The organism is Eikenella sp. HMSC071B05, assembly GCF_001811325.1.
GTDB lineage: Bacteria > Pseudomonadota > Gammaproteobacteria > Burkholderiales > Neisseriaceae > Eikenella > Eikenella corrodens.
The window spans coordinates 19,279-38,054 of sequence record NZ_KV804540.1 but is presented as its reverse complement, the minus strand read 5'-3'; the positions used below and the strand labels follow the sequence as shown (position 1 = coordinate 38,054).

At 57.2% G+C, this 18,776-nt stretch carries 19 protein-coding genes; 4 read left to right on the top strand and 15 right to left on the bottom strand.

The window, feature by feature from the left end:
- Nucleotides 1–59: 59 nt before the first annotated feature.
- Genes ftsL through mraZ form a run of 3 tightly spaced genes read right to left on the bottom strand, consistent with a single transcriptional unit; the run spans nucleotide 60 to nucleotide 1,724 of the window.
- Nucleotides 60–323 (bottom strand): cell division protein FtsL, encoded by a 264-nt coding sequence (ftsL, locus tag HMPREF2796_RS02560; protein WP_023887048.1) that lies wholly within the window; start codon nucleotides 321–323, stop codon nucleotides 60–62.
- Nucleotides 316–1,272, bottom strand: a complete 957-nt coding sequence (rsmH, locus tag HMPREF2796_RS02555; RefSeq protein WP_070630737.1) for a 16S rRNA (cytosine(1402)-N(4))-methyltransferase RsmH — start codon at nucleotides 1,270–1,272, stop codon at nucleotides 316–318. The genes ftsL and rsmH overlap by 8 nt, the downstream gene beginning before the upstream one ends.
- Nucleotides 1,269–1,724: a division/cell wall cluster transcriptional repressor MraZ gene (gene mraZ, locus HMPREF2796_RS02550; protein WP_070630735.1), complete on the bottom strand. Its 456-nt coding sequence runs from the start codon at nucleotides 1,722–1,724 to the stop codon at nucleotides 1,269–1,271. The genes rsmH and mraZ overlap by 4 nt, the downstream gene beginning before the upstream one ends.
- A 260-nt stretch (nucleotides 1,725–1,984) precedes the next feature.
- Between mraZ and HMPREF2796_RS02545 the strand changes: the two genes are divergently transcribed.
- Both HMPREF2796_RS02545 and HMPREF2796_RS02540 read left to right on the top strand, forming a co-directional pair.
- The gene (locus HMPREF2796_RS02545) at nucleotides 1,985–3,136 is read left to right on the top strand and encodes a class I SAM-dependent methyltransferase (protein WP_070630733.1); all 1,152 of its coding nucleotides are present in this window, start codon (nucleotides 1,985–1,987) and stop codon (nucleotides 3,134–3,136) included.
- A gap of 408 nt (nucleotides 3,137–3,544) precedes the next feature.
- Nucleotides 3,545–3,940: a nuclear transport factor 2 family protein gene (locus HMPREF2796_RS02540; RefSeq protein WP_067440452.1), complete on the top strand. Its 396-nt coding sequence runs from the start codon at nucleotides 3,545–3,547 to the stop codon at nucleotides 3,938–3,940.
- A gap of 86 nt (nucleotides 3,941–4,026) precedes the next feature.
- Here the strand turns inward: HMPREF2796_RS02540 and HMPREF2796_RS02535 are convergent, their stop codons facing one another.
- From HMPREF2796_RS02535 to HMPREF2796_RS02525, 3 genes are all read right to left on the bottom strand, one after another.
- Complete coding sequence (locus tag HMPREF2796_RS02535; protein ID WP_023887054.1) at nucleotides 4,027–4,398, bottom strand: SirB2 family protein; 372 nt, start codon at nucleotides 4,396–4,398, stop codon at nucleotides 4,027–4,029.
- Nucleotides 4,399–4,572: 174 nt separating this feature from the next.
- Nucleotides 4,573–5,010: a hypothetical protein gene (locus tag HMPREF2796_RS02530; protein ID WP_070630732.1), complete on the bottom strand. Its 438-nt coding sequence runs from the start codon at nucleotides 5,008–5,010 to the stop codon at nucleotides 4,573–4,575.
- A gap of 5 nt (nucleotides 5,011–5,015) precedes the next feature.
- Complete coding sequence (locus HMPREF2796_RS02525) at nucleotides 5,016–5,600, bottom strand: tRNA 5-(aminomethyl)-2-thiouridylate-methyltransferase MnmM (protein WP_070630730.1); 585 nt, start codon at nucleotides 5,598–5,600, stop codon at nucleotides 5,016–5,018.
- Between the two features lie 108 nt (nucleotides 5,601–5,708).
- Here HMPREF2796_RS02525 and gshA point away from each other — a divergent pair, with 108 nt between their 5' ends.
- Nucleotides 5,709–7,052, top strand: a complete 1,344-nt coding sequence (gshA, locus tag HMPREF2796_RS02520) for a glutamate--cysteine ligase (protein WP_070630728.1) — start codon at nucleotides 5,709–5,711, stop codon at nucleotides 7,050–7,052.
- Nucleotides 7,053–7,236: 184 nt separating this feature from the next.
- Here the strand turns inward: gshA and HMPREF2796_RS02515 are convergent, their stop codons facing one another.
- The 4 genes from HMPREF2796_RS02515 to rpe form a co-directional block, all read right to left on the bottom strand.
- Complete coding sequence (locus HMPREF2796_RS02515) at nucleotides 7,237–8,574, bottom strand: sodium-dependent transporter (RefSeq protein ID WP_070630725.1); 1,338 nt, start codon at nucleotides 8,572–8,574, stop codon at nucleotides 7,237–7,239.
- A gap of 339 nt (nucleotides 8,575–8,913) precedes the next feature.
- Complete coding sequence (locus HMPREF2796_RS02510; RefSeq protein WP_070630723.1) at nucleotides 8,914–9,462, bottom strand: carboxymuconolactone decarboxylase family protein; 549 nt, start codon at nucleotides 9,460–9,462, stop codon at nucleotides 8,914–8,916.
- A gap of 302 nt (nucleotides 9,463–9,764) precedes the next feature.
- Nucleotides 9,765–11,477, bottom strand: coding sequence for a proline--tRNA ligase (locus tag HMPREF2796_RS02505; RefSeq protein ID WP_070630722.1), 1,713 nt, complete (start codon nucleotides 11,475–11,477; stop codon nucleotides 9,765–9,767).
- Nucleotides 11,478–11,737: 260 nt separating this feature from the next.
- A complete protein-coding gene (rpe, locus tag HMPREF2796_RS02500) occupies nucleotides 11,738–12,421 on the bottom strand; it encodes a ribulose-phosphate 3-epimerase (RefSeq protein WP_070630720.1) in 684 nt (227 codons plus the stop codon).
- 183 nt (nucleotides 12,422–12,604) lie between these two features.
- Here rpe and HMPREF2796_RS02495 point away from each other — a divergent pair, with 183 nt between their 5' ends.
- Entirely contained in the window at nucleotides 12,605–13,012 is a 408-nt protein-coding gene (locus tag HMPREF2796_RS02495) for a Spy/CpxP family protein refolding chaperone (protein WP_070630718.1), read from the top strand.
- A 135-nt stretch (nucleotides 13,013–13,147) separates the two neighbouring features.
- Here the strand turns inward: HMPREF2796_RS02495 and HMPREF2796_RS02490 are convergent, their stop codons facing one another.
- From HMPREF2796_RS02490 to HMPREF2796_RS02470, 5 genes are all read right to left on the bottom strand, one after another.
- Nucleotides 13,148–14,383, bottom strand: a complete 1,236-nt coding sequence (locus HMPREF2796_RS02490; RefSeq protein WP_083308623.1) for a sugar transferase — start codon at nucleotides 14,381–14,383, stop codon at nucleotides 13,148–13,150.
- A 252-nt stretch (nucleotides 14,384–14,635) separates the two neighbouring features.
- Nucleotides 14,636–15,499, bottom strand: a complete 864-nt coding sequence (locus HMPREF2796_RS02485) for a glycosyltransferase family 2 protein (protein WP_070630716.1) — start codon at nucleotides 15,497–15,499, stop codon at nucleotides 14,636–14,638.
- Nucleotides 15,496–16,320 carry a beta-1,6-N-acetylglucosaminyltransferase gene (locus HMPREF2796_RS02480; RefSeq protein WP_070630713.1) on the bottom strand — a complete coding sequence of 275 codons (825 nt, stop codon included), beginning with the start codon at nucleotides 16,318–16,320 and terminating at the stop codon, nucleotides 15,496–15,498. The genes HMPREF2796_RS02485 and HMPREF2796_RS02480 overlap by 4 nt, the downstream gene beginning before the upstream one ends.
- A gap of 24 nt (nucleotides 16,321–16,344) precedes the next feature.
- Nucleotides 16,345–17,430 carry a glycosyltransferase family 52 gene (locus tag HMPREF2796_RS02475; RefSeq protein WP_070630711.1) on the bottom strand — a complete coding sequence of 362 codons (1,086 nt, stop codon included), beginning with the start codon at nucleotides 17,428–17,430 and terminating at the stop codon, nucleotides 16,345–16,347.
- Entirely contained in the window at nucleotides 17,423–18,622 is a 1,200-nt protein-coding gene (locus HMPREF2796_RS02470; protein ID WP_070630709.1) for an oligosaccharide flippase family protein, read from the bottom strand. Before HMPREF2796_RS02470 ends, HMPREF2796_RS02475 begins: the two co-directional genes overlap by 8 nt.
- Nucleotides 18,623–18,776 lie beyond the last annotated feature (154 nt).

Sequence of the window (18,776 nt, the reverse complement as noted above, 5' to 3'; positions counted from 1 at the left end):
GGCAGCAAAACTGCTTATTTAATATTATTCAACTACTTTTATTAGCTTCATTCGCCTAGTTAATATTGCAAACGCACGATTTTGGTGTTCTGCATGGTGGGCGGCTGCAACTGTTGCTGCTGAGCCGCCTCTTTGATGAAACTATGGTTGGCCAACTTGGCTTGCTGCCATTGTAGGCGGCGGTATTCCTCTTCCAAATCTGCCTGACGCTGGTGCTCTTTTTCCAGCACAATAAACGATTCGCGCGAGCTATCCTGCACCGACACCACGCCCAATGCAGAGAGCACCACCAACACAAACAGCATAATATTCAGCTTATTCATCTGCAAACTCTCCCGCCGTCCGCTCGGCCACGCGCAACACAGCGGAGCGTGCACGCGGATTGGCCGCGGTTTCGGCTGCCGAAGCCCGCTGTGCCTTGCCGATTTCCCGCAAGGGCGGCTCGGGGCGCTCACTTTCGCGCACCATCACCCACTTAGGCAGCGGCGCCGGACGGCTGTAGCGGCGGATAAACTGTTTTACTATCCGGTCTTCCAGCGAATGGAAGGCAATCACTGCCAAACGTCCGCCGGTTTTCAGGTAGCCTGCGGCCTGCGGCAACACCGCGCTTATTTCTTCAAGCTCACGGTTGATGAAAATCCGAATGGCTTGAAACGTCCGCGTCGCCGGGTCTTGGCCGCGTTCGCGAGTACGGACGGCTTGTGCCGCCAACTGCGCCAGCTGGCCGGTTGTAAGGATGGGGCGCTCTTGCCGCTGCTGCACAATGGCGCGCGCAATCTGGCTGTTAAACCGCTCTTCACCATAATCTCTGATTACCTCGCGAATCTCTTCTTCGCCGGCCTCGGCCAGCCATTGCGCGGCGGTTTGTCCGCGCGTGGTATCCATCCGCATATCCAGCGGTGCATCGTAACGGAAGCTGAAGCCGCGTTCGGCATCGTCGATCTGCGGCGAAGACACGCCCAAATCAAACAGCGCACCGTCCACCGCTTCAATACCCAATTCTTTTAAGGCTAACTGAAAGCTGGAAAACCCACCGTGCACCACTTGTACGCGCTTGTCTGTTTCCGCCAACTGCCGCGCTACGGCAATGGCCTGCGGGTCTTTATCAAACACCACCAGCCGGCCATTTGCGCCCAGCTTCGACAAAATCAGGCGGGAATGCCCGCCGCGGCCGAAAGTGCCGTCCACATACACGCCATCCGGCTTCACTGCCAAAGCATCCACTGCCTCGTGCAGCAGCACGGTAACGTGTGCCAATTCCTGCGCGCTCATAGGTGGAACCCGGCTTTGTCGAGCTGTTCGGCCAATTCGTCCGGATCCATATCCAGCACCGCGTTCATATTGGCTTCCCAACGTTCGCGGTTCCACAGCTCCAGCCGGTCGGCACGGCCCACCAGCGTTACTTCTTTATCAAACTGTACGCGGCGGCGCAGGCTCGGCGGCAGCAAAATTCTGCCTGAAGCATCCAAATCCAGCGTTTCGGCGTGATTCAGCATCAAATCGCGGAACATTCTGGCCGCCGGATTGCCCGACACATTCATCGCCTGCAAATTTTCCGCCGTTTTCTGCCACTCCGCCTCCGGATACATTACCAGATGCGTACGCGCCTCCACGGTAACCACCAAAGACGGCGTGTAGTGGCGCGCGAGCAAGTCGCGGAACTTGGCCGGAATCGCCAAACGCCCCTTGCTGTCGATGCTCAATTCATGTACACCGCCAAACACTTTTTCCCACCTTCGGTTAATTTTTGGAACTAAAAAGGCACTTTGCCCCACAATTCCCCACAAAGCGACACTATACGGCAAAGCAGCGGCATCGGTCAATTGCAAACACAGTAAAAATCCACGATTAACAAACTGTTTTTACATAAGATAGTTAGTCTCAATCACCACGCCTGCCATTTTCCGAGCAGCCCCGATTTTGCCTCCAGGCAGCAAGCCTTTATAATTGCGCACGTTTTCCAGATTATTCGCATAATTGCTCTATGAACCGCCCTACTCTGCCCGCCCCCGGCCCCGAAGCCCTTGCTGCCTCACAGGCACTATGTGCCCTGATACAACAACGCATTCAGACCAACCACGGCTTCCTGCCCTTTGCCGACTTCATGCAACTTGCGCTCTACCAACCGCAATATGGTTACTACACCGGCGGCGCGCACAAAATCGGCGCTGCCGGCGACTTCATCACCGCCCCCGCGCTCACCCCGCTGTTCGGGCAAACCCTCGCCATCCAGCTTCAATCCCTGCTGCCGCAAACCGCCGGCAATATCTACGAATTCGGCGCCGGTACCGGCGAGCTGGCTGCCCAGCTGATCGGCAAACTTTCAGGTAGCCTCCGGCACTACTACATTATTGAAGTCTCTCCCGATTTAGCCGGACGCCAACGCCGCCACCTTGCCGCCGCCCTGCCCCAACACCAGCACCAAATCACGTGGCTCACCGAGCTGCCCGCCGAATTCGACGGCATCCTCATCGGCAACGAAGTGCTCGACGCCATACCCTGCGACATCGTGCGCTATCAAAGCGACCAATGGCAGCTGATGGGCGTGGGGCTGGATGCAAACCAACAATTCCAATGGCAAAGTGCCGCCCTGCCGGCCGAACTGCTGCCCACCGCCCAAGCGCTGCTGCCCGCCATCGATGGCTACACCAGCGAACTACACCTGCGCCAGCAAGCCTTTATCCGTACCCTCGCCCAGCGCCTCACGCACGGCGCCCTACTCTTTATCGACTACGGCTTCGACGCCGCCCAGTATTACCACCCCCAGCGCAGCAGCGGCACCCTCATCGGCCACTACCGCCACCACGCCGTACACAATCCCTTCGAGCACATCGGCCTCACCGACCTTACCTGTCATGTGAATTTCACCGCCATCGCCGAAGCCGCCTGCCAAGCCGGGCTCGACCTCATCGGCTACACCACCCAGGCCGCCTTCCTCCTCAACCTCGGCCTCACCGACCTGCTTGCCGCCCAAGGCGAACCGGAAAGCCAAGCCTACATCCGCGCCGCCACCGCCTGCCAAACCCTGCTCGCCCCGCAAGAAATGGGCGAACTCTTCAAAGTTATCGCCTTCGGCCGCAATATCGATCCCGACTGGCCAGGCTTCGCCCTCGGCGATTTGTGCCACAAGCTGTAGCCGTCGGTTTGGCGCCGGCACTTTCAGGTAGCCCCCAGCCCGCACCCTCCAACAACAAAACGCTTGCGGAGCATGATTCCGCAAGCGTTTTGTTTGTCTTGATGGTGTTACCGGAAGCCCGGAGGTTACCTGAAAGCCACAAGTACTCGGTTTTTCAGGTAGCCTTTGGGAGGAGTGTCGGATTCAAGAATCTGACCTACGGTTGTTGCCGCTGTTCGAGCCGGTGGAGTTTTTGGGCGATGAGGGCGTGGCGGTGCTTTGAAAACGGGCGGGAGTATTTTTCAAGCAGCCCGAAAATTTCCGGACGTGCCGAAAAAACCGCCCTGCATATTCAAACCGGATTATCGGCCGTATAATGGTTTTCGGAAAAACCGAAATTACCAACCTCGTTAAAGAAGGAGCGTTTTCATGAAAAACGAATCAGCGGAAGTATTTAAAACTTATACGGAAGCCTTGGCAAAAGGCGATTTCGATGCCGTATTCGGAACCTTGGCCGACAATATCGTATGGCATATGGGCGGCGAAAGCCCGCTTTCGGGCGATGTTGCGGGAAAACAGGCATTGGGCAGACGCTTGGCCGAATTTTCGGAAAGAAGCAACGGAACATTCCGCGTGGTGACGAACTGGTTTGCAGGCAACGGCTGCTTTGTCGCCGCAAGCGTTGTCTCCCTAGCCGAAAAAGGAGCCGAAAAGCTAAACAATCCAGGTATCGATTTATTCAGAATAGAAAACGGGAAAATACAGGAAGTGTGGACTTTCTCCGAACGTCAGGCAGAAGAGGACAACTTCTGGAGTAAACCGTAAACCGCAAAAAGAAGAGAATATATAAGGCAGCCTGAAAAGCACATAACGGCTTTTCAGGCTGCCTTTATTTGTTCAAACCGCCAAACTTAAAACATCGGCTTATACGTGGCCAGCCAATAAATGGTGCAGAGGCAGCCGATAGACAGGGCATAGCCGATCCACCATTTGGCCGAGCGTGGCGGGCTTTTCAGGCAAAACATGCCCACCAGCACATACAGCACCACCAAAATCAGTTTCACGCCCAGCCAATCGGCATTGCCGAAAGGCACGTAGCGGGTGATGGTCATCAGCATCATGCCGGTGAAGAGCAGCAGGGTGTCGTTGATGTGCGGCACAAAGCGCAGCACTTTGGGCACGGGGCGGCTCGGCAGGATGGTGCGCATCCAAAAGCGCAGGTTGAACAGAACCACGGTAATCACAACGAATACCAGATGGCTGTGTTTCACGATAAGGTACATGGGTGCTCCGAATATTTTGATTGAGTGTGTGATGGGGCGGCAGGCTACCTGAAAGTTGTGCGGCCGCCAATAGCCCGTTCGTGGGATATCGTGAATTTAAATAAAAATACTGCGGTATTAGCTTGCCGCCCTGACCCGTTCTGATTTTAAACCATGATAGCTTTCAGGTAGCCTTTACCAATCGTGGTCGATACAGCCGCGTTCATCGGCCAGACGGTAGGCAGCATCGAGCTGCGCCTGCATGGTGGGCGGCAGGGCGTCGCGTTCGCCGCTGCGGTAGCGTTGCCAATAGGGCGAAAGGTTGAAGCGGCAGGTTTCGGCCAGCTCGCTCTGAATCATAATGAGGTGGCAGATGGTGTAGCCGAAAGCATCTTGCGCATCGAAGGCCGCCAGTTCGATCACGTCGCCCGGGTAGAAGGTTTGCCCCAAATCGGCGCTTACGTAGCCGTTTTGTTCGTACACGATTTGCTTGAGCGCGGCGACATGGCGTTCGGCTTCCATACCGTAATCGAAGCGGCTGATGCAGTGCAGGGTATCGTCGCTGGCCTGTCGGATGTAGGGAAACAAGGCGGGCGGAAAGGTGGAGATGCTGGGTTTGCGTTTTTTAGCCATCGGTTTCAGGTAGCCTTTGGGTTGGCAGAGGCGTTGTGCTTTTCAATCGCCAGCAAATAAGGCGGACGGTTGCGGCGGTTGAGAAAGCCGTAGTGCAACACGGCAAACTGTTGCTGCGGCAGGGCAGCCGCCCATTCGGACACAGCCTGGGCTTCGAGCGCGCCCGCCTCGTGGCCGGGATAAAGCACCACAGCCAGCAGCCCGCCGGGGCGCAGGATGTGCACGGCTTGCGCCAAAGCGGAAAGGGTGCTGCCGGTTTCGGTGGTGAGCGCTTTGTTGCCGCCGGGCAGGTAGCCGCAGTTGAACACGATGCTGTGCACAGGCTCGTTTACATATTGCGCCAAATCAGCATGGCTCTCGGCAATCAGGCGCACCTGCCTTTCTTCTCCGGCTGCCTGCAAACGTGCCTGCGTGGCAGCCAAAGCCTGCGGCTGGATATCGAAGGCATACACACGCCCGCCGCTGCCCACGCATTGCGCCAAAAACAACGTGTCGTGGCCGTTGCCAGCGGTAGCGTCCACCGCAATGCCGCCTTCTGGCGTGGCTTGGGCGAGCAGGCGGTGGGCGAAAGGAAGGATGTTGTCGAGCATAGAATAAAACGGGATAGCCTGATGGTATGTAGGGAAATTCGCTGTAGCGGCACGGGCTTGGAGTATAATGCCCGCCATCTGCACACACTTTTTTGAAAGGAGCTCAGCATGGGTATTCCGGTTATTTCCCCGCAATACGCGCAATATCTGCTGGATTTTGAAACACTCATCCTGCAAAAGCAAGCCGAAATCGAGGCCTGGTTCCGCAGCCAGTGGAAGCGGCACAAGCCGCCGTTTTACGGCTCGGTCGATATCCGCAACAGCGGCTACAAAATGGCCAGCATCGACATGAACCTCTTCCCCGGCGGCTTCAACAACCTAAACACCCAATTCAGCCCGCTGGCCGCCGCTGCCGCCACCGACGCGGTGGAACGCTACTGCGAAACGGCCAAATCCGTGCTGATCGTGCCGGAAAACCACACACGCAATACGTTTTACTTGGAAAACGTGTATGCCCTGAGCAATATCCTGCAACAGGCCGGCTTTGCCGTGCGCCTGGGCAGCCTGAACCCCGAAATTACCGAGCCGTCTGAATTCAAAACCGCGCTGGGGCACACCATTTTGCTCGAGCCCCTGCTGCGCACCCGCGAACGCGTGCACCTGGCCGACGGCTTCTCGCCCTGCCTCGTGTTGTTGAACAACGACCTCTCCGGCGGCGTGCCCGAAATCCTGCAAGGCATCCGCCATACTGTGCTGCCGCCCCTGCACGGCGGCTGGACCACGCGCCGCAAAACCGCCCACTTTGCCGCCTACAACCAAGTGGCCGCCGAATTTGCCGAGCTCATCGGCATCGACCAATGGCAGATTAATCCCTATTTCGAAAAAGTGTCCGGCCTCAACTTCCACGAACGAGAAGGCGAAGACGCCCTGGCCGCCGCCGTGGAACGCGTGCTGGCCAAAATCCAGGCCAAATACGACGAAAAAGGCATCACCGACAAACCCTTCGTCATCGTCAAAGCCGACGCCGGCACCTACGGCATGGGCGTGATGAGCGTGAAATCCGCCGACGAAGTGCGCGCGCTCAACCGCAAAAACCGCAACAAAATGGCCACCGTGAAAGAAGGCCTGGCCGTAACCGAAGTGATTGTTCAGGAAGGCATCTACACCTACGAAACCCTCAACGGCGCCGTGGCCGAGCCGGTGGTGTATATGATCGACCGCTTCGTGGTGGGCGGTTTCTTCCGCGTGCACGAAGGGCGCGGTGCCGACGAAAACCTCAACGCCAGCGGCATGCGCTTCGTGCCATTAAGCAGCAACGTACCGCAAACCGACAGCAGCGGCGACAACCCGGAATTTCTTGCCGGCAGCAAGCGCGTGTTTGAACAATGGCAAACCCTCGGCCAGCCCGACCGCAGCCAAACCTGCGACTGCGCCGGCAACCGCCTGTATGTGTACGGCGTGATGGCCCGGCTCTCGCTTTTGGCCGCTTCGATTGAGTTGGATAACTACTGATATCGCCAGCAAAGGCTACCTGAAACTTTCGCTATGTAGAGTTTTAACTGCGTTGAAGCCCACGCTTTCAGGTAGCCTCATGTTGCAACCATGGGTAACTGATAAACCAGTTCTCATAAATAAGCCGGCAAACCGTTCTTTGATACGGTTTACCGGCTTATTTATTCTTTTCAGGTAGCCTGAGTTAAATCCAACCCAACGTATTGGCAAACACCAGTAAGATTGCCACCGGCGCAAGGAAGCGCAGCGCATTGAGCCACAGCGCAATCACAGCCTGCGGCACGCTGCTGCCTTCACGCATGTGCTCGAACACATCGCTCTTCTGCCGTATCCAACCCACAAACACCGCCACCAAGAGCGAGCTGATCGGCATAATCAGCGCGGTAATCATGTAGTCCCACAAGTCAAACAGCGTTTTGCCAAACAGCTTCCATTCGGAGAGCACACCAAACGAGAGCGCGGAGGGGATGCCGACAATAAAAATTGCCGTACCGATCAGCCAAGTGGTTTTGCTGCGTTTGCTTTCATCTTCGCGGATAGCGGCGGCAATCACGGTTTCCAGCATGGAGAAGGCGGAAGTAAGCGTGGCGAACACCACCAGCAGCATAAACACGGCAAACAGAATTTGCCCCAGCGGCAGCTTCATAAACACGGCGGGCAGTACCACGAAAATCAGCCCCGGCCCCTGCCCCGGCTCAAAGTTGAAGGCGAACACGGCGGGGAAAATAACCAAACCGGCCAACAAAGACACCAGCAGGTTCATCCACATAATGCTGTTGCCGGAGCGGAACAAATCCTGTTTTTTATCCAGATAGGCGGCATAAGTAATCATGGTGGACACGCCCAGGCTCAGCGCGAAAAAGGCCTGCCCCAGCGCGGTGAGCATGGTTTGCGGCGTGAAGTGCGACCAATCGGGCTTGAGTAGGAAGGAGATACCCGCCGTCGCGCCATCCAGCGTGAGCGAGCGTACCGCCAGCAATAGCAGCAACACAAACAGCGCGGGCATCATGTATTTATTCGCCCGCTCAATGCCTGCCGCGATGCCGCTTTTCACCACCCACACCGTCATCAGCATAAACAGCCCCTGATAGGCGATTGAGCCGGCCGAGCTGGAAATCGTACTGCCGAACAGCGCGCCGAAATCCGCATTTTGGTGGATGCTGCCGTCAAACGCGTGCACCACATAATTCAACACCCAGCCGCCCACCACGCTGTAGAACGACAGCAAAATAAAGCAGGCAAACACGCCCATTCGCCCGATCCACGGCCACAGGCTGTTCGGTGCGAGCGTTTTAAACGCATCCACCGCGTTTTTGCCGCTCTTGCGGCCGATATAAAACTCGGCCAGCTGCACCGGCAGCGCCACCAAAACGGTAAACACCAAAAACATCAGCACAAACACCGCACCGCCGTTGGTGCCGGCGGTGTAGGGGAATTTCCAGATTGCGCCCAAGCCGATGGCAGAGCCGGCGGCAGACAAAATAAAGCCGATTTTAGATGACCAGGAAGCAGGGGTTTTCATAAAACTGCAATAATCCAAAACGATTCAGAATGGCGTGATTTTAACAAAAACAAACATCACAACCGCCGCCAGAACTGTGCCGCCGCCACATTACGCAGTTTTCCTGCCCGAATCGGCCGGCATACAGGCTCGGCTGACAGATGTTTTCTATATTTATAGCATTTTATGCTAAATAAAATTATAAATAGCATGTTAATTGCTTAAATAATATGTTTTAGATTATCAAACAGATGGTTATACCAATATCACTAGTTTTGGCTGACTATAAAACAAGCAAGACAAAAGCTACCTGAAAGTTCAGGTAGCCTTTATTTCGCTCACCGTAGCAAGCTGCGTGTGTTAAGCGTAATCGCGTAACTCGGGGTTGATGTCGGTTTGCGCCAGGTTGTTGGTGTAGTTGCACAGGGTGGCCAGCGCCACGCCCATCACCACTTCCACCGATTGCTGTTTGTTGTAGCCCGCGTCTAGAAAGGCTTGCAGCTCGGCATCGGACACCGCGCCTTTTTTCGCCATCACGGCTTGGGTGAAGGCGGCCAGAGCGGCCAGTTTGGCATCGTCGAATTCGGCGGGGTTCAAATTGCGCGAAGCTTGAACAGCTTTTTCGGAGAGCAGTTTTTTCAGCGTGGCGATTTTGGTGTGGCCGGCCACGCAGAAGCCGCACTCGTTGGTTTTGGCGGCAATAATCTGCACCACTTCCACCTCGCCCGGGGTGAGGCTGTTGGCGGCATTGAGCTTGCCCACTTCCTGATAAAACGCCAGGGCTTCGGGCGCATTGGCCAACACGCCGATGAGGTTGGGGATAAAGCCGTTGGCCTTGAGCGCGGCTTCCACGCGCGGTTTGGCGGCTTCGGGGGCGGTTTCTACGGTGTGGACGGGAAGACGTGCCATGATTGGGTTCCTTTATGCTGTGTTGTGGGGAAAGCGGCATTGTAGCGGAAAGCGCGCCGGCGGCTAAATAACGGTTTGTGCGGATCGATAGAACTCATAGGCATAAAGGCTACCTGAAAGCCGAAACCAACGCCATATCTGCGTTGATGCTTCGCTTTCAGGTAGCCTTTGGCATACTTGCTAAGACTTAAAACGAATACAGGTGCGGTAAGCCAAATATATGAATGGCAACAGAACCCGCCTGCGGCAACATAAAAGGCTACCTGAAAACATATTCAGGTAGCCTTCCCTCGCATAAGCCTTTAAGCCAACAAACCTTTCAGCTTGGCGGCAATCTCGTCCACTACCACCAGTTCGGTTTCGCCGCTGCGCCGCTCGGTGTATTCTACTTTGCCTTCTTTCAGGCCGCGGTCGCCAATGGCGATGCGGTGCGGGATGCCCAACAGTTCGCTGTCGGCCAGCAGCACGCCGGCGCGGTCGTCGCGGTCGTCGAGCAGCACGTCCACTCCGGCGGCGGTGAGTTCGGCGTAGATTTTATCGGCGGCCTCGCGCACGGCTTCGGATTTTTTGTAGTTCATCGGCACGATCACGGCTTGGAACGGCGCCATGGCGTTGGTCCAGATGATGCCGCACTCGTCGTTGTTCTGCTCGATGGCGGCGGCCACGATGCGGGTGATGCCGATGCCGTAGCAGCCCATTTCCATGATTTGCGATTTGCCGTTGTTGTCTAAGAACGAGGCGTTCAACGCGGCGGAATATTTGTCGCGCAGCTGGAACACGTGGCCGACTTCGATACCGCGTGCGAGTTTCAGGTAGCCTTTGCCGTCGGGGCTGGGGTCGCCGGCGATCACGTTGCGGATGTCGGCAAACTCGGGCTCGGGGCAGTCGCGGCCGAAGTTGAAGCCGGTGTAGTGGTGGTCGTCTTCGTTGGCGCCGATCACGGTGTCGGCCAGTTTTTCTACGGCGAAGTCGGCATACACTTTGCCTTTGAAGCCCACCGGGCCGAGCGAGCCGCCGTTTGCGCCGAATTTTTCTTTAATGGCTTCGGGCGACGCCATGGCCAGCGGGCTTTTCACGCCGGGCAGTTTTTCGGCTTTGATGTCGTTGAATTCGTGGTCGCCGCGCAGCAGCAGCAATACGAGTTCGCCCTCTTCTTCGCCTTCCACCACGATGGATTTGAGCGTGCGTTCAATCGGAATTTGCAAAAATTCCACCAACGCAGGAATGGTTTTCACGCCCGGGGTGTGCACTTTGGCGAGTTCAGCTTGAGCGGGGGCGCGCTCGCCGCTTTGGCGCAGGGTGGGGGCGAGCTCGATATTGGCGGCGAAATCGGATTCGCTGCTGTAGGCGATGACGTCTTCGCCGCTTTCGGCCAGCACTTGGAATTCGTGCGAGCCGGTGCCGCCGATGCTGCCGGTGTCGGCGGCCACGGGGCGGTAGTCGAGGCCTAGGCGGTCGAACACGCGGCAGTAGGCGTCGTACATGGGCTGGTAGCCGTCACGCACCAAGGATTCGTAGTCGGCGTGGAAGGAATAGGCGTCTTTCATCACAAATTCGCGCGCGCGCATCACGCCGAAGCGGGGGCGGCGCTCGTCGCGGAATTTGGTTTGGATGTGGTAGAAATTCTTGGGCAGCTGTTTGTAGCTGGTGATTTCTTTGCGCACGATGTCGGTAATCAGCTCTTCGCAGGTGGGGCTGAAGCAGAAGGTGTTGTCGTGGCGGTCGGTGATGCGCAGCAACTCGTCGCCGTAGAAATCCCAGCGGCCGGACTCTTTCCACAAGTCGGCCGGTTGGATAACGGGCATCAAAAGCTCGATGGCGCCGGCGCGGTTCATCTCTTCGCGCACCACGGCCTCCACTTTGCGCAGCACGCGCAAGCCCATGGGCATCCAAGTGTAGAGGCCGGAGGCGTTGGCTTTAATCAGCCCGGCACGCAACATGAGCTTATGGCTGGCCAGCGCGGCTTCGGCGGGGGCTTCTTTGAGGGTGGAAATAAAGAACTGGGAGGCTTTCATGACGGGCTTTCTGCGGGATTAAGAATAAGCGGGGAATTGTATCAATGTTTCAGGCGGGCTGCAGCATGAGGCTACCTGAAAGCTGCAGTTTGGTTTTTCAGGTAGCCTGCAGCACAGGCTACCTGAAAAAGCTTGAGCGGAAGCACTCAATTCCCCTGCCCTACTGCTAGCCATACCCAGTATGCCAAGGCGGCTCACACGGCAGGAAGAAATGAAGCACTTCCGCTGTATCCGAGAATTTCAGGTAGCCTTTTGCCGTATCAACTGTCGGCCTTTTCCAACTGCCGACGCATTTCGGCAATTACCGCTGCGTAATCGGGCTGATTGAAAATGGCGGAACCGGCCACGAAGGTGTCGGCACCGGCGGCAGCGATTTCGGCGATGTTGTCGGCCTTGATGCCGCCATCCACCTCAATCAGGATGCGGCGGCCGCTTTCGGCGGCGTAGAGGTCGGTGAGCGAGCGTACCTGTTCGATTTTCTCCAGCGTATGCGGAATAAATTTCTGCCCGCCAAAGCCGGGGTTAACCGACATCAGCAGCACCACATCGAGTTTGTCTAACACATGTTCCAACACATACACCGGCGTGGCGGGGTTGAGCACCAGCCCGGCGCGGCAGCCGCTGTCGCGGATCAGGCTCAGGCTACGGTCGATATGGCGGCTGGCTTCGGGGTGGAAGGTGATGATATCCGCCCCGGCCTTGGCAAAGGCCTGAATCATTTCGTCCACCGGCTCCACCATCAAATGTACATCCAGCGGCACGGTGGCATAAGGCTTGAGCGCGGCGCATACCATCGGCCCGAAAGTGAGGTTAGGCACGTAGTGGTTGTCCATCACATCAAAATGGATCCAGTCGGCCCCGGCGGCAATCACTCGCTGCACTTCTTCGCCCAAACGGGCGAAATCAGCAGATAAAATGCTCGGAGCGATACGGTAGTGGGTCATGTTGGTGCTTTCTTCTATAAATGGGACTATAATTCATCGCACATCGTGCCAAAAACGTAGTGATTTCCACTACATTGTTGTTTACACAGGTTTACTAAGATTATACCGTGTTTCACGCCGCCATTCGTATACTGGCGGCAATAAATTTACTTGGTTCGATACCGAATCTAAAGAGTTAATCCCATGACTCCTCTTCCCCGCCGCCAAACCCTTTGCCGGATTGTGTTTTCCACCGTCCTGCTCACTACCGGCAGCCTTGCCTTGGCCGACAGTCCCAACTGCGATATGCGCCAGCTTGCGCTCAGCAGCAGCCAACAGGAGCAGCTGCGCCAAGTGCGCGCCGAATACCGCCAACGGATGGACAACCTCGTGGCACAATCGCGTAACCTGCGCCAATACACCACACAGGCTTCTAATTTGGTGCTCTCCGGCCCGGTGTTTGATGAAAATATGGCACGACATTATGTGAACGAAAAATACACCCCGCAAATGCAGCGCGAAGTGGAAAACCTGCGCGCCCAACACGCCCTGCTGCAAATCCTCACGCCGCAACAGCGGCAGGAATGGCGTCGGCATTGCCAGTATCAATAAAATGCCCTGCCCGATTGAAAAGGCTACCTGAAATTTCAGGTAGCCTTTATTGTTTGGCCGACGATGCAGGTGAGGCTACCTGAAAGGATAAGCCTCAAATATAACTAAGATGAGGTTCTCGCAGCAAACCAAACCCTATCTCGCGCCGAAGCCGGTGATGATCGTTTTCAGGGTTTTAAACAGAATCAGCACGTCCAGCGCGAAGGAGAAGTGCTTGATGTAGTAGAAATCGTGCTCGATTTTTACTTGGGTTTCGTCTGTGTTGCCCGCGTAGCCCTGCATCACCTGCGCCCAGCCGGAAAGGCCTGGACGCACGATATGGCGGTAGCCGTAAAACGGGATGTTTTGTTCAAACTGCTGCACAAAGGCTTTCTGTTCGGGGCGCGGGCCGATGAGTGCCATGTCGCCTTTGATGATGTTCCAAAACTGCGGCAGTTCGTCCAGCCTAGTTTTGCGGATGAAGCGGCCGGTGCGGGTAACGCGCGCGTCGCCTTCCTGCGCCAGTTGCGCGCCGTGTTTTTCCGAATCGCACACCATGCTGCGGAATTTATAAATTTTAAACTCGCGCCCGCCGCGGCCTACGCGGTTTTGCACAAACAGCACCGGCCCCGGGCTTTCCAGCCGGATGGCCAGCGCGGTGGCCAGCATCAGCGGCAGGGTGAGCGGCAGGCTGGCCACCACCATCAAGGCTTCCAGCGCCTGCTTAATCGCCATATAGGCCGGGCTGGGCAGCAGCGAGCCCAAATCGTTTTCATACATATGCCGGATTTTCACGCGGCCGGTGAGCGACTCCTCCACCTGGCGGATGTTGTACACCGCAATGCCGCGCAAGGTGCAATCGGCCAGGAAACGCTGCCAATCCGCCCCCAAATCGGGCGCGTGCAGATTGGTTACCACCGTATTTACGCGGCCGGTTTCAGGTAGCTTCGGCTCGGCAAGCTCGTGCCAACGGATGTTGGATAGTTGCGGCAAATCGCGCATGCCTTCCACATCGATATAGTACAGATGGCGGATGTGCCGCTTTTCCAGCCAGGTTTCGGCAAACAGATACAACACCGTGAGCGCAAACCCGGCGGCCAGGTAATACACCGAATACGGCAGGCGCAACATGGCGGCAAACACCAGCGGCAGCCCCAGCCCGATGGCCGACACCGGAATCACCGACAGCTTGGAACGCTCGCCGGGGAAACGCGTCAGGTTGCGGCTCAAAGCGTAGGAGAGCAGCAGGCCGGCCAAGAGCAGGCTGTAGCTGGAAAGATTGGTGGCCGTGGGATGAGTCCACTCGCGCGGCGGCCAAAACCACCACGCCGGCGCAATCAGAATCACTAAGGCAGCGGCGACAAAGCGCAGAATCATTTTTATCGTTTTCATTATTTCCGTTATTTCTCGTTTGGCAGCTGGGTCGATACAGGCTACCTGAAATTTTAAACACCCTATAAAACCAAGCACAGGCCATTATGAGCATATGGTTCGGGCTGTGTTTTCTCTGCTGGCACAGCCGAACGGAGCGCGGTTTTTCGGGGAGCAATGGCGAATGGAGTAAAAATGGTAGAGGCTACCTGAAATTCAGCAAGCTGCCCAAACCCAACTTATGCTTAATAAAAGCCCGGCTTCACAGCAAATCTACTTCCGCAACAACACTCGATACACCCACTGCCGAACCCCATTCGGCAGCAGCCGCACCGGCAATCGCAACAGCACGTTTTTCGCCGACTGCGTCGCGCTCAAAAAGCCCGCGCGGTAGAAGCGCCATTGCATGGCCAGCTCGTTTTTAGCATACGCCCAGCCGCCGCGCCGCCGATACATCTCGTCGCCTGCACGCGCATACACCAGCACTTCGGGCAGGTTGGCGAAACGGCAGCCGTTCAGCAGCATACGCACCCACAAATCGTAATCCTCATACAGCGGCGCGTGCTGATAATTACCCGCCGCCAGCACGGCCGATTTGCGGTAGCACACCGTCATGTGGTTGATGGGATTGCGGCTTTTGGCAAAGCGGGCAATTTCCTCGTGTTCGCAGGGCACGCGGCGGCTGTGCGCGGTATCGGCCGGCGTGTGTTCAAACTCGTCAATCTGGCTGCCGCACACGTCAAGCTGCGGGTGCGCCGCCACAAACGCCAGCTGACGTGCGAAACGCTCGGGGTGGCAGATATCGTCAGTATCCATGCGGCACACCCATTCGTGCTCACAGGCCTGCAAACCGGCATTCAGTGCCCGCCCCAGCCCCACGTTTTGCGGCAGCCGCACAATCTTCAGCGGCAGGCTGGCTGAAAAGCTTGCTACAACGGCTTCCAGGTTTTCAGGTAGCCCGCCGTCATACACCAGCACGATTTCGTTTGGCGGCAGGGTTTGCGCGGCCAGGCTGGCCAAACATTGGCGCAGATATTCCGGCTGCTCGCGCGCATACAGCGACATCAACACGGAAAACGGCGACGCGCTTTCCACCGAAAGGCTACCTGAAAGTTGGTTTTGCGCTGGCGCAATCATGACGCTACTCCTTCTGTCTCGTCTAAAAAGCGCAGCGCGGTATCGTCGTCCACTTTGCGTGCCAGCCAATTCGGGCTGTGGCGCAAGGCTTGCAATTCAGCCAAAGCCAGCGTATCGGGGTGGTTGCTGCCCGGGGCGAAACGGATGTGGCGGTGGTTGCTGGGCCACAGCGTGATGCCTGCCGTTTCAGGTAGCCTTTTTGCCAGATATTGGAAGAAATGCTCGTCCGGGCAAAGCTTCTTTCGGAAGAAGGTGCAGGCCTGCTCATCTGCCGCATTCAGCAGGGCTGCCAAGGCTGCACGGTCGGCAGAAAACCATTGGCTGCCGGCATAGGCCGTTTGCGTGGCAGGCAGGATTTTATCGGCTGCCTGAAATGCTTTGGTGAGCAGTTTGCCGGGCAGGTGGCGCTGCCAAGCGGTATCGGCGTGCGGCGTGTTGAAACGCACGCGGTAGCGCAGGCGTAGCTCGGCATGGCATTCCAGCAGCAGGCTGCCGCGCGGCAGTGCGGCAAATTCACGCTCGATTTGCGCGGGGGCGTGCAGCAACACGCAGTTGCCGCTCACGAGGTGCACAAAGCGGATGTCTGCATCGGCCAGCGCGGCACGCATCAGGTGCAGCGTGGCTTCCACCATACTGAAACCCGCCCAGCGGATGTTGACGCGCTGCGGAATCAGGCCCACATTCGGCGGCAGGGGTGGCAACGCGCCGATATCTGCCTTGGCATCGTAGTGCAGCAGCAGTCGGATTTCGGGGTGGCGCTCGGCCAGCCGCAGCCAATACAGCGGCGGGCGGTGGCACAAAATTAAAAAGGCGCTGCTCATAACGCTAAACAGTTATCGTGAAACTCACTCAATATCGATAATCGGAATGCCCAACTGCGTCATCACTTCATAAATCCGCACCACGCCGGGCGTGTGAAAGGCGGCTTCTGCGGGGCGCACGGCATACACGATAGTGCGCGGGAAGGCGTGCACATTCAGCGCAGCGGTGCTGACGAGGTGGTACACCTCGAAGCGGGTATCAGGCTCGCGGCGCAGGCTTTCCAATAGATAGTCTTCAAAAATCAGCGGGCTGGCAATGTATTCGGTGCCCGATACGCAGTAGGTTTCGCGCGGGTGCGGGAAATATTCGCCAATCTCAAAACGGCGCAGCAGGCTTTCGGCCAGCGCAGCGTTATCTGCCGCGTTGGGCAGCAACGGTTGGCCGAGCAGGATGCGGCGGGTGCGGACGGGCGTAGGGTTTGCGGCAGCCACGTCGGCCATATTTTTTTCAGGTAGCCTTTCGTTTAAGCCACACTCATCCACTGCCCCATTTTCGCTTCTCAGCACCTCTCTGCCTTCGCTTTGGCGAAGCCCACCTTGCCCGCTTTCAGGTAGCCCTTGTTCGGCTGCCGCCCATAAATCCAGCGGCACGGTGGGCGCGGCAATATTGGGCTGGCCGGGATAGAGCGTGTGGTGCCGCCGCGAGAGGCGACGCAGGTCTTCGGTTTGCAGGCGGATGCCGCGCAGGCGGTTCATCAGCTGCCGCTGGCGGTTGCTGCTGTTGCGGTAGAGCACGCTGCCGGGAATCAGGTTGCCCGTGCCGTCGTCGAAGGTTTCCAGTGCGGCAAAGCGGATGCGGTTCAGCACATATTGCACGTTCGGATTATCGATGCTGGCGGCAAAGGCGGTGGCGTATTCTTTCTCCAGCCCGCGCAACAGGTGGGGCAAACCCAGCTCGCGCCGCCATTTGTTTTGCGGAATCAGGGCATATTCGGCATGGCGGCTGCCCGCAGAGGCTACCTGAAAATAATGCCGAAACTTAGCATTATCCGCATCTTCGTAGCACAGCATCAGCAAATCGAACGGTTCTGCGCGCCGCGCCATCAGTCGCTGCGCCATCAAGGCCTGTAGGGGCGTGAGGCAGATGATTAAATTCGCCAAATCAGCCATACGGTTTCACCTGCCGGAACAATATCGGGAAAATCAGCGCGTTGCCCGCAATCATCGCCAGCGGCACCCATTGGATGCCCACCCGCGCGGTGAGCAGCAACACCAGCAGATAGCCGCCCGCCGAGAGCAGCGAAGTGAGCGCGATGCGCTGGTTTTGCGCGTGGTAAAACAAATAATTCACCTGCAAATAATAGGGCACGGCCAAACCGAAACCCAGCAAAAACAAGCAAATATAGTAATGCACTCCCGCATACTGCGCCCCGAGCAGCCACAGAAACAGCCGCTCCGGCATCAGCCAGGCCACCACTGCCGGCAACGGCGCAGCCAAGAGAGAGAGCAGCGCCCAGCGGCGTACCGTGGCCGCCGTGATTTTGCCGCTGCGCAAGGCTTGGTAGTAATACGGCACGGTGGCTTTGTTTAGCGCCATCAACAGCACGCTCAGCACGCTGGCGGTTTGGTAGCCCGCCGAATACACGCCCAGCGTGGCGGCGGAATAGCCCTGATAAATCACCACGCGGTCGAACTGCCCTTTCACATAATTGCCCGCATGGTGAATCACTAAAGGCAGACCGAGCGCGAAAATATAGCGCAAAGCCTGCCGCACCCGCCGCCGGTTGAATCCCAGCCGCTGCCCGGCACTGCGCCGATAGAGCAGATAGGCCGCCAGCGACACCAGCGCATTGCCGGCAAACAGCGCCAAAAAGCGCCGCTCCACCGGATAATCCGCACTCATTTCCAGCAGCCACACCGTGAACACGGTGGTGAACAGGCTGCTGCCGAACTGAATGGCCGTATAGGACAAGGCCTGTTTGCGGCATTGGCGCAGGCTCAATTGCGTGGCCAGCACCGTTTGTGCCGCTGCCGCACACACCACCGCCGCCAGCGCCAGCGAATGCAGCTGCCATGCTGCCAATAGGCCGATGAGCGCGGCAAAGGCGGTATACAGCGCGCCGGCATACACCACGCTGTGCAGGTTGCGCTGGCCGTATACATAGTAATACCGCGTAACCGCGCCATCCTGGCTCATACCAAAGCCGATAAGCAGCAGCGAAAACGCCGCCTGATAATACGACAGCTCGCCAAACCCCGCCGTGCCCAGCTTGCGCGTGAGATAAGGCAGCAGCAGAAAAGGCATGGCCTTGGCCAGCATTTCGCCAACGAGGTAGATGAGGCTGTCTTTTAGAATCTTCATGTTTCACTACGAAGCTAATATTAAACTTCCTACATATCCAAGCACAGAATATTTGGCACAAACGGTTGGGCTGCGTCCTGCTCTGCTGGCACAGCCGAACGGAGTGCGGTTTTTCGGGGAATAAGGGCTTGCATGTTCGAAGCGGCGCAGCCGC